This window comes from Kineococcus gurbantunggutensis, from assembly GCF_050871925.1.
Classification (GTDB): domain Bacteria; phylum Actinomycetota; class Actinomycetes; order Actinomycetales; family Kineococcaceae; genus Kineococcus.
This window is the reverse complement of record NZ_JBJLSG010000199.1, coordinates 1-7,876: the sequence shown is the minus strand read 5'-3', so window position 1 is coordinate 7,876 and position 7,876 is coordinate 1. Positions and strand designations below refer to the sequence as shown.

The 7,876-nt window shown below is 76.0% G+C and carries 9 protein-coding genes; 4 read left to right on the top strand and 5 right to left on the bottom strand.

Annotated elements, in window-relative coordinates; genetic code table 11:
• Both ACRYR7_RS22915 and ACRYR7_RS22910 read left to right on the top strand, forming a co-directional pair.
• Positions 1–967 (top strand): poly(ethylene terephthalate) hydrolase family protein (locus tag ACRYR7_RS22915; protein WP_459115337.1); only part of this gene is annotated, 967 nt, incomplete at its 5' end.
• Complete coding sequence (locus ACRYR7_RS22910) at positions 964–2,343, top strand: alpha/beta hydrolase family protein (RefSeq protein ID WP_432574451.1); 1,380 nt, start codon at positions 964–966, stop codon at positions 2,341–2,343. The genes ACRYR7_RS22915 and ACRYR7_RS22910, both read left to right, overlap by 4 nt.
• On the opposite strand, the gene ACRYR7_RS22905 is transcribed toward ACRYR7_RS22910, so the two are convergent.
• Positions 2,330–2,695 (bottom strand): winged helix-turn-helix transcriptional regulator, encoded by a 366-nt coding sequence (locus tag ACRYR7_RS22905; RefSeq protein WP_432574456.1) that lies wholly within the window; start codon positions 2,693–2,695, stop codon positions 2,330–2,332. The genes ACRYR7_RS22910 and ACRYR7_RS22905 overlap by 14 nt on opposite strands.
• A gap of 212 nt (positions 2,696–2,907) precedes the next feature.
• On the opposite strand from ACRYR7_RS22905, the gene ACRYR7_RS22900 reads away from it, so the two are divergent.
• On the top strand, positions 2,908–3,318 hold the full coding sequence (locus ACRYR7_RS22900) for a RidA family protein (protein ID WP_432574450.1): 411 nt from the start codon (positions 2,908–2,910) through the stop codon (positions 3,316–3,318).
• 25 nt (positions 3,319–3,343) lie between these two features.
• Here ACRYR7_RS22900 and ACRYR7_RS22895 read toward each other — a convergent pair whose 3' ends face one another.
• From ACRYR7_RS22895 to ACRYR7_RS22885, 3 genes are all read right to left on the bottom strand, one after another.
• Positions 3,344–3,748, bottom strand: coding sequence for a DUF2200 domain-containing protein (locus ACRYR7_RS22895; RefSeq protein WP_432574448.1), 405 nt, complete (start codon positions 3,746–3,748; stop codon positions 3,344–3,346).
• A gap of 355 nt (positions 3,749–4,103) precedes the next feature.
• Entirely contained in the window at positions 4,104–4,670 is a 567-nt protein-coding gene (locus ACRYR7_RS22890) for a dihydrofolate reductase family protein (protein ID WP_432574455.1), read from the bottom strand.
• A 66-nt stretch (positions 4,671–4,736) separates the two neighbouring features.
• Positions 4,737–5,402, bottom strand: a complete 666-nt coding sequence (locus tag ACRYR7_RS22885) for a hypothetical protein (RefSeq protein ID WP_432574446.1) — start codon at positions 5,400–5,402, stop codon at positions 4,737–4,739.
• A gap of 162 nt (positions 5,403–5,564) precedes the next feature.
• Between ACRYR7_RS22885 and ACRYR7_RS22880 the strand changes: the two genes are divergently transcribed.
• Positions 5,565–6,311 carry an AAA family ATPase gene (locus ACRYR7_RS22880; RefSeq protein ID WP_432574445.1) on the top strand — a complete coding sequence of 249 codons (747 nt, stop codon included), beginning with the start codon at positions 5,565–5,567 and terminating at the stop codon, positions 6,309–6,311.
• 174 nt (positions 6,312–6,485) lie between these two features.
• On the opposite strand, the gene ACRYR7_RS22875 is transcribed toward ACRYR7_RS22880, so the two are convergent.
• Complete coding sequence (locus tag ACRYR7_RS22875; RefSeq protein WP_432574443.1) at positions 6,486–7,721, bottom strand: M28 family peptidase; 1,236 nt, start codon at positions 7,719–7,721, stop codon at positions 6,486–6,488.
• Positions 7,722–7,876 lie beyond the last annotated feature (155 nt).

Genomic DNA, 7,876 nt, shown 5'->3' with positions numbered 1-7,876 from the left:
CCCCCCCCCCCCCCCCCCCCCCCCCCCCCCCCCGCCCCCCCCCCCCCCCCCCCCCCCCCCCCCCCCCCCCCCCCCCCCCCCCCCCCCCCCCCCCCCCCCCCCCCCCCCCCCCCCCCCCCACGCCGGCTCCCCGGCGCCCGCCGCGAGCACCGCCTCGGCGGCCCCCGGTCCGGCGGCCCCCGGTCCGGCGACCACCGTGCTGGCCACCGTCCGGGAGGAGGCGCGCGGGCTGCCCGGGCACACGGTGTACCGGCCGGCGGACCTGCGGGGCCTGCCCCGCCACAGCCTGCCGCTGATCGTCTACGGCAACGGCGCCTGCGCCAGCAGCAACCTGCCCGCGGTCACCTTCCTGACCGGGCTGGCCTCCCAGGGGTACGTGGTGGTGGCCAACGGGGCGCTGGACGCCTTCCCCGGCGCGGGCGACCCGGGCAGCACCAGCGCGCACCCCGAGGCCCTGCTGGCCGCGGTGGACTGGGCCGGCACCAAGGCGGCCCGGCGGCAGTTCGAGGGTCGCCTCGACATCTCCCGCGTCGGGGTCCTGGGCCACTCCTGCGGGGGGATCGAGGCGCTGGCGGCCGGCACGGACCCGCGCGTCGACGCGGTCGCCGGGTTCAACACCGGGTACTTCGAGCAGCCGAGCTTCGGCGGTTACGGGCGCGAACTGCTCGCCGGCCTGCACAGCCCGACGCTGCTGGTCAACGGCGGACCGGAGGACGTCGCCTACCGCAACAGCATCGAGAACTACGACCTGCTGGACGTTCCCGCCGTCCTGGCCGAGAACAGCGCGGCGGGTCACTCCGGCCTGATCGAGGGGTTCCAGGTCACCGACGGCTGGGGGGTCGCCGCCGACTGGTTCGACTTCGTGCTGCGCGGGCAGTCCGCAGCACGGGCCCGGTTCCTCGGGCCGCAGTGCGGCCTGTGCACCGAGCAGGAGTGGTCGCTCACCTCCAAGGGGTTCGCGTCGTGATCCGCCGCACCGCGGTGGCCGTCCTGGCCGTGGCGCTGACCGCCGCGGTGCACACCGGGCCGGCCGGTGCCGCACCCGCGCCTCCCGCGGGCGCTCAGCCGTGCCTGAGCGGTTCCCCCGCACGCCCCACGTGCCTGTCGGGGACGCTGGAGGACGGCACCCCGTTCCAGTTCGTCGTCCCGCAGGACTGGAACGGCACCGTCGTGGTGGCCCTGGACTTCGTCGGCGGTGGACCGGACGAGGAGCTCACGCAGCGCCTGCTGGCCGACGGGACCGCCCGCGGCGGAACCTCCCGGGCGGTGACGGGGTGGGACCTGCGCGCCGCGATCGACAACCAGGCGGAGGCCCTGGACCGCTTCGAGCAGGCGTACGGCCCGGCGCAGCGCGCCGTCGCCTCGGGCACCTCCATGGGGGGTTTCGTGTCCGCCGGCGTCGCCCAGGTCCACCCCGGGCGCTTCGACGCCGCCGTGCCGCTCTGCGGCGGGCTCAGCGGCTCGGTGGCCCAGTGGAACCAGAAGCTGGACACCGTCTTCGTGCTGGAGCGGCTCGTCGCGCCGGGCCTGCCGGTGATCGACGTGCCCGCCGACGTCGGGGCGGCGCAGCGGGCCTGGATCGAGGCGATCGGGCAGGCCCAGCGGACGCCGCTCGGCCGGGCTCGCACCGCCCTGGCGGCGGCCGTGGGGCAGGTGCCCGCTTGGGGGGTCGAACCGGACGGCAGCACACCGCCACCACCGCAGCGGCACGACGCGGAGGCGCTGCAGCGCGGCGCCTACCTCGCCCTGGCCGGCGGGCCGCTGCCCTACGTCGGGCAGGCGATGAGCAGCAGGCGCCAGATCGGCGCCGTCGTCGGCGGCAACCCCTCGTGGAACACCGGCGTCGACTACGCGGCCCAGCTGCGCCGGGCCGACCCGGCGCTGCGGCGGGCCGTGCACGAGCTGTACCGGGCGGCGGGCACCGACGTGCGCACCGACCTCGCCGACCTGGCCGCCGCCCCCAGGATCACGGCCGACCCCGCTGCGGTCGAGCGCTTCGCGCGCGGACTCGTGCTGGACGGGGACCTGGAGGTCCCCGTCCTGACCGTGACCAACACCGGTGACCAGATCTCGACCGCCGCCCAGGACGGCTGGTACGGGCAGGCCGTGCGGCGCGCAGGGAAGGGTTCCCTGCTGCGCCAGGTGCACGTGCGCTCCGCCGGCCACTGCGCGTTCTCCGCCGCCGAGCAGCAGGCGGCGCTGCGCACCGTGCTCACCCGCTCGGCGACGGGTCGCTGGCCGGCCACGTCGCCGCGGGCGATGAACGCACGGACGGTGCAGGCGGGTACGCGCGAGGCGCCCAGGTTCGTGCGCGCGTTCCTGCCCCGGTTCAACCGGCCCTAGCCGGACCGGGCACCCCGGCCGGCGGGTCCGGAACGGGTGCGTCGTGCTCCTCGAAGCGCTCCCGGGCCGCCTCCACCTCGTCCAGGTACCGCGTGCTCCAGGCCAGCAACGCCTCCACCGGCTCGCGCAACGTCTTGCCCAGGGCGCTGATGCGGTACTCCACCGCCACCGGCCGCGAGCTGACGACCTCGCGCTCCACGACCCCGTTGCGCTCCAGGCGGCGCAGCGTCGCCGTCAGCGACTTGCCCGTGACCGCAGGGATCGCCCGGCGCAGCTCGCTGAAGCGGCAGGGGCGCTCGCACAGCTCCTCCAGCACCTGCAGCGACCACTTGTCCAGCACCTGGTCCAGCAGGTCGCGGTGCGGCGCGGAGACCCTGAGGACCCCGGGAGCGGCACCGGGACCGGGACGGGAGCCGAGGACGGGGCGGGGGCGCGTGGTTTCCGGCACGACACCTAGTCTCGTTGAAGTTCCCTGCGGGCACCAGGTAGCAATGGGGTACCAGCCGGTGGGCCGGGCCACCCGGCCCGGCCGCGGCCCCACCCGAGCGACGCGAGGAGCGACCCGTGCCCGTGCAGCGATTCAGCCCCGACGGCCTGATGCAGCCGGTCCCCTACCACCACGTCGCGGTCGCCACCGGGACCCGCCACGTCCACGTCGCCGGCCAGATCGCCCGCGACGGCTCGGGGCGGGCGCAGGCACCGGGCGACCTCGCCGGCCAGGTCGCCCACGCCCTGCGCGGCGCCGGTGCGGGCCTGCGCGCTGCCGGCGCGGGGTTCGGCGACGTGGTGCGGCTGACGTTCTACGTCACGGACTGGAGCCCGGAGAAGATCGAGCCCTTCCTGGCCGGTGTCGAACGGGTCGCCGAGGAGCTGGACCTGCCCCGGCCGCTGCCGCCGGCCTCCCTGATCGGTGTCAGCCACCTCTTCGAGCCCGACGTCCTCGTGGAGGTCGAGGCCACCGCGGTCCTGGACTGAGGGGTCCCCGCCGGGCGCCGGCGCCTCAGCCGACCACCGGCGCCGAGCTCGGCGGCGAGGACGGGGCCCGCCCCGCGCCGGGGCCGCGCAGGATCGAGGTCATCTTCTTGCCCCGGGCCAGCTCGTCGACCAGCTTGTCCATCCAGCGGATCCGCTGCATCAACGGGTCCTCGATCTCCTCCACCCGGTGACCGCAGATGAGCCCGGTGATCTGCGAGGCGTGCGGGTTCACCCCCGGCGCCTGCGCGAAGAAGGTCTCCAGGTCGACCCCGTCCGCGATGGCGGCCCGCAGACCGGCCTCGTCGTAACCGGTGAGCCAGCAGATCACCTGCTCCACCTCCTGCCGGCTGCGGCCCTTGCGCTCGGCCTTGGCCACGTACAGCGGGTGGATGTCGGCGAAGCTGGTGCCGAAGATGCGGTGCCGCGCCACGGTGCGCCTCCTCCAGCCGTCGTCACGCCCGCTCCCAGCATCGGCGGAAACGCGCCGGGGGTCAACGACCGTGCCGAGATCCACGTGGTCGCCGTCGCGCCGCTGGGCGGCGGTGATCGCGGCGATCTGCTCACGGTTCCGGGGCACCCGCGCTGGACAGCACGTCCAGCACCGTCACCTGGACGGAGGTCTTCGAGGAACGGCGTGGCCCCGATGCGGACTCTCGACCGGGCGCAGACCGACCCGGAGAACCGGATCGGCCGGCAAGCCCCTGCGCGGAGTTCTCCGCGAGGCCCCGCTCAACGGCACCCCGGTCCGCGATCGGGGCGGCGGGACGGGGGCCCGGCGAGGAGCCTCAGGCGTTGCTGCGCACGGCGTAGCGCACGTGCACCACGCCGTTGCCGAACCGCCGATGGTCCAGCAGGTGCAAGTGCGCTCGCACGCCCCCGGGGAGCACCGGCTTGCCGCCGCCGACGATCACGGGGTGCAGCAGCAGCACGCACTCGTCCACCAGACCGTGCCGGAACGCCTGCGCACCCAGCCCCGCGCCTCCGACGCTCAGATCCGGACCCGAGACCTCCTTGAGCCGCCGCACCGCCTCGGGATCGAAGGACCGCTCGATCCTCGTGCGCGCCGTCGACACCCCGTCGAGGGTCGAGGAGTACACGACCTTGTCGGCGTCGCGCCAGATCCGCGCGTACTCGCGGACGACGGCCGGTTCACCGGTCAACCAGCCGTCGTCCTCCCACACGCGCATGGTCTCGTACATGCGCCGGCCGTACAGGGAGGTGCCGATGCCCCGCTCGTGCTCGTTCCAGAACGCGTGGACCTCCTCGTCCGGCACCGACCAGCCGAAGGAGCCGTCCTCGTCCTCCAGGTAACCGTCCAGAGAGGTGTTGGCTGCGTAGATCAGCTTGCCCACGGGGGCCTCCAACCGGACGAGGGGTTCCAACCTCCACCTCCGCGGCGTCACCGGCAAGGGGCACCGCTACAACCCCAGCCGCAGCGCCACCTCCCGCAGCAGCTGCTCGTGCGTGCACGAGAGGTCCACCTCCACCGCGCCCAGCCCCCGCCGCCGCACCTGCTCGCGCAGCTCGTCGGTGAACAACCGGTCCCGCTCCAGCAGGTTCGCCAGCGCCCGGTGCGGGTCGCCGGTGCGCCCGGCGATCCGCCACGACCCGCCGCGGCTCTCGAAGGCCGCCCGCCGGAAGTCCGGCGTGGGCAGCAGCCACAGCGCACGGCCCGGGTCGGCCAGCAGCGGGGCGACCAGGTCCGGCAGCAGCCGGAACCCCTCCACCAGCACGCCCGGTCCCGCGCGCCCCCCGCCCGCCCCGTCCGTCCCGCTCAGGGCCAGCAGGTCCTCCACGATCAGGTGGAAGCCCTCACCGCGGAACCAGTGGAAGGTCTCCAGCATCACCCGCGGGCTGCGGTGCACCCACCGCTCGTCCACGCTCATCGCCGCGAACGCGTGCAGGTGCGGGCACCGGGCCTCGGGGCAACGGCGGGCGTGCTCGGCCATGACGTCGTCGGTGGCGTACACCCGCAGCCCGTACCGCTCGGCGAGCGACGCCGCGGTCGTCGACTTGCCCGCGCCGCTGCCGCCGCCGAGCCAGCGCACCCCGCTCAACCGCTCCCGCAGCGCCGCGACGTCCACACCCGCCCCCCGGTCAGCCGTGGTGCACCTGCACCGCCCGCCGCCGACGGACCGCCCGCGACGCTCCAGCATCCACCCGTCACCGCGGCGCCGCGCGAGCACGGCTCCTCGGTGGGAGGGGGTCGAGGTCCTGGCGCAGCACGCACCGGGCAGGCTGGAGCCGTGCCACCCACCGCCCGCGCGCTCCGGCGCATCGAAGCAGCACCCGGGACCACCGTCGACGAGACGTCCTGGCCGGACTCGGTGCCCGCCGTGCGCCAGCTGCTCACCGACGGCCTCGAGGTCCCCGCCGGCGTCACCTTCCTCGTGGGTGAGAACGGCGCCGGCAAGTCCACCCTGCTCGAGGCCGTCGCCGAGCTCCTCGGCGCGCACGCCGAAGGCGGAACCCGCGCGCACCTGGCCGGCCCCGAGCGGGGCCGCAGCTCGGACACCTCCACCCTGGGGTCGCGGCTGCGCGCCGTGCGCGGCGCCGGCGGGCGGCGGGAGGTCTTCTTCCTGCGCGCGGAGACGATGCACCGCTTCTACGACTACCTCGAGGAGTCCGACCGGGAGTCCCTGCACCCGGTCGGCCACGGGTTCCACCACCGCAGCCACGGTGAGGGCTTCCTGGACCTGCTGGAGAGCCGCTACACCGCCGCCGCTGGCCTGCTCCTGCTCGACGAGCCGGAGTCGGCGCTCTCCTTCGACAACTGCCTCGTCCTGGCCGCCGGCCTGCAGCGCGCGGCCGAGGAGGGCAAGCAGGTGCTGTGCGCCACCCACTCACCCCTGCTGACCGCCCTGCCCGGCGCCACGGTGCTCGAGGTCGGGGCCGAGGGCATCCGCCCCGTCGCCTGGGAGGACCTGGCCGTCGTCAAGCACTGGCGCTTCTTCCTCGACGCTCCCGAGCGCTACTGGCGCCGCGTGCTGTGACCACCGCGCCCCTCGAGGTCCGGCCCGGCCGGCGCAGCCGCGTCGAGGAGCGCACCACGGCGGGCACGCCTCGTCCACCGGCGGCGCACCGGCGACAGCGCCGCGCCCGCGGCCGGTCGGGCGCGAACCGGAGCCGCCCCGGTCGCCGGGGCGCCGGGCCGGCGGTCGCACCGCTCAGCGGCTGTGCAGCAGCGACACCGCCGCGGCGCCGATCAGCTCGAGGCTCACCTGGTAGCGCTCGTAGCTGATGTTCTTCTCGATCGTGTCCTCGGGCGAGTGGTACGGCGGTTCGAGCAGCGCCGGGCTCTCCTCGCCGCGCCAGGAGAAGTTCGCGCTGGCGATGCCGACCTCCTGGAACGACTGGTGGTCGCTGGCGCCGCGCTGGGTCACCGGGCTGAGGTCGGCGGTGTAGCCGAGCCGTTCGGCGGCGCGGCCCACCGCCCGGGTGGCGGCGTTGTCCGAGCCGTCGAACGACAGGCGCCAGTACCGGGTGGCGGGGTCCCACGAGGTGGCGACCATGTCGTTCTGCAGGACGGCGACGATGCGGTCGCGCTGGGCCTGGTCCAGCTGGGCGACGTGGTGGCGGCTGCCGATGAGGCCCTGCTCCTCGCTGCCCCACAACGCGATCCGCAGCGTGGGACCGGCGGGCGGCAGCGTGCGCAGGACGCGGGCGAGTTCCAGGCACAGGCCGGTGCCGGAGCCGTCGTCGTTGGCACCGGGTGCGCCGATGACGGAGTCGTAGTGCGCGCTGATGCCCACGACCGGCCCGTCCGGGCCGCTGCGGCCGCGCAGTTCGCCGACCACGTTGACGCTGGTGAGCCCGCGGTGCGCGGTGGTGCTCACGCCCAGGCGCAGCGGGCCGGCGGCGAGCGCGGCGCGCAGCCGCTCCTTCTGCGCCTGGGCGACGCCGACCACGGGTACGGCGGTCGGGGGGAACGGCGCACCCTCGGTGCCCAGCGCCGGGCTGGACGCCTGCGCCCGGCGGGGGAAGACCAGGTCCGGCGGGAGGAGCACCACGGCGACGGCCCCCGCGGCCAGGGCCGTCGCCACGCGCGCGTCGCGGGTGGCGCGCACGGCCACCGCTCCCCCCGGGTCGTCCACCAGGACGACCGCCCCGGCGGCCGCCGCGACCCACTCCCCCGCCGGCTCGGCGGTACCGCCGTCGACGACGGGCCCGCTGACCCGCACGTCGAGCCCGGCCGCGGGCGACGCGCCGGCCTGCCAGCACAGGTCCTGCGGCAGCCCCGGCTCACCGGTGAGCTGCGCCAGGAACTTGTCGGCCACCGGGAACGGCTCGAAGCGCGGCCTCCAGCCGTGGCGGTCCAGGACCGCCGCGACGTAGTCCGCCGCGGCGCGCTCGGAGGCCGTGCCGCCGATGCGCGGGCCGATGCGCTCGGACAGCACGCGCACGTGCTCCACCGCCCGCCACGAGCGGACCTGGCGCGCGACCCGCCGGTCCCACTCCGTGAGGAACGGTGGCCGACCGGGGGCCGGGGGGCCGTCGTCCCCGACCCACGGCGTCCCCGGGGGGGGGCAGGTTGGCGACGGCGCGGGGAGCCTAGTCT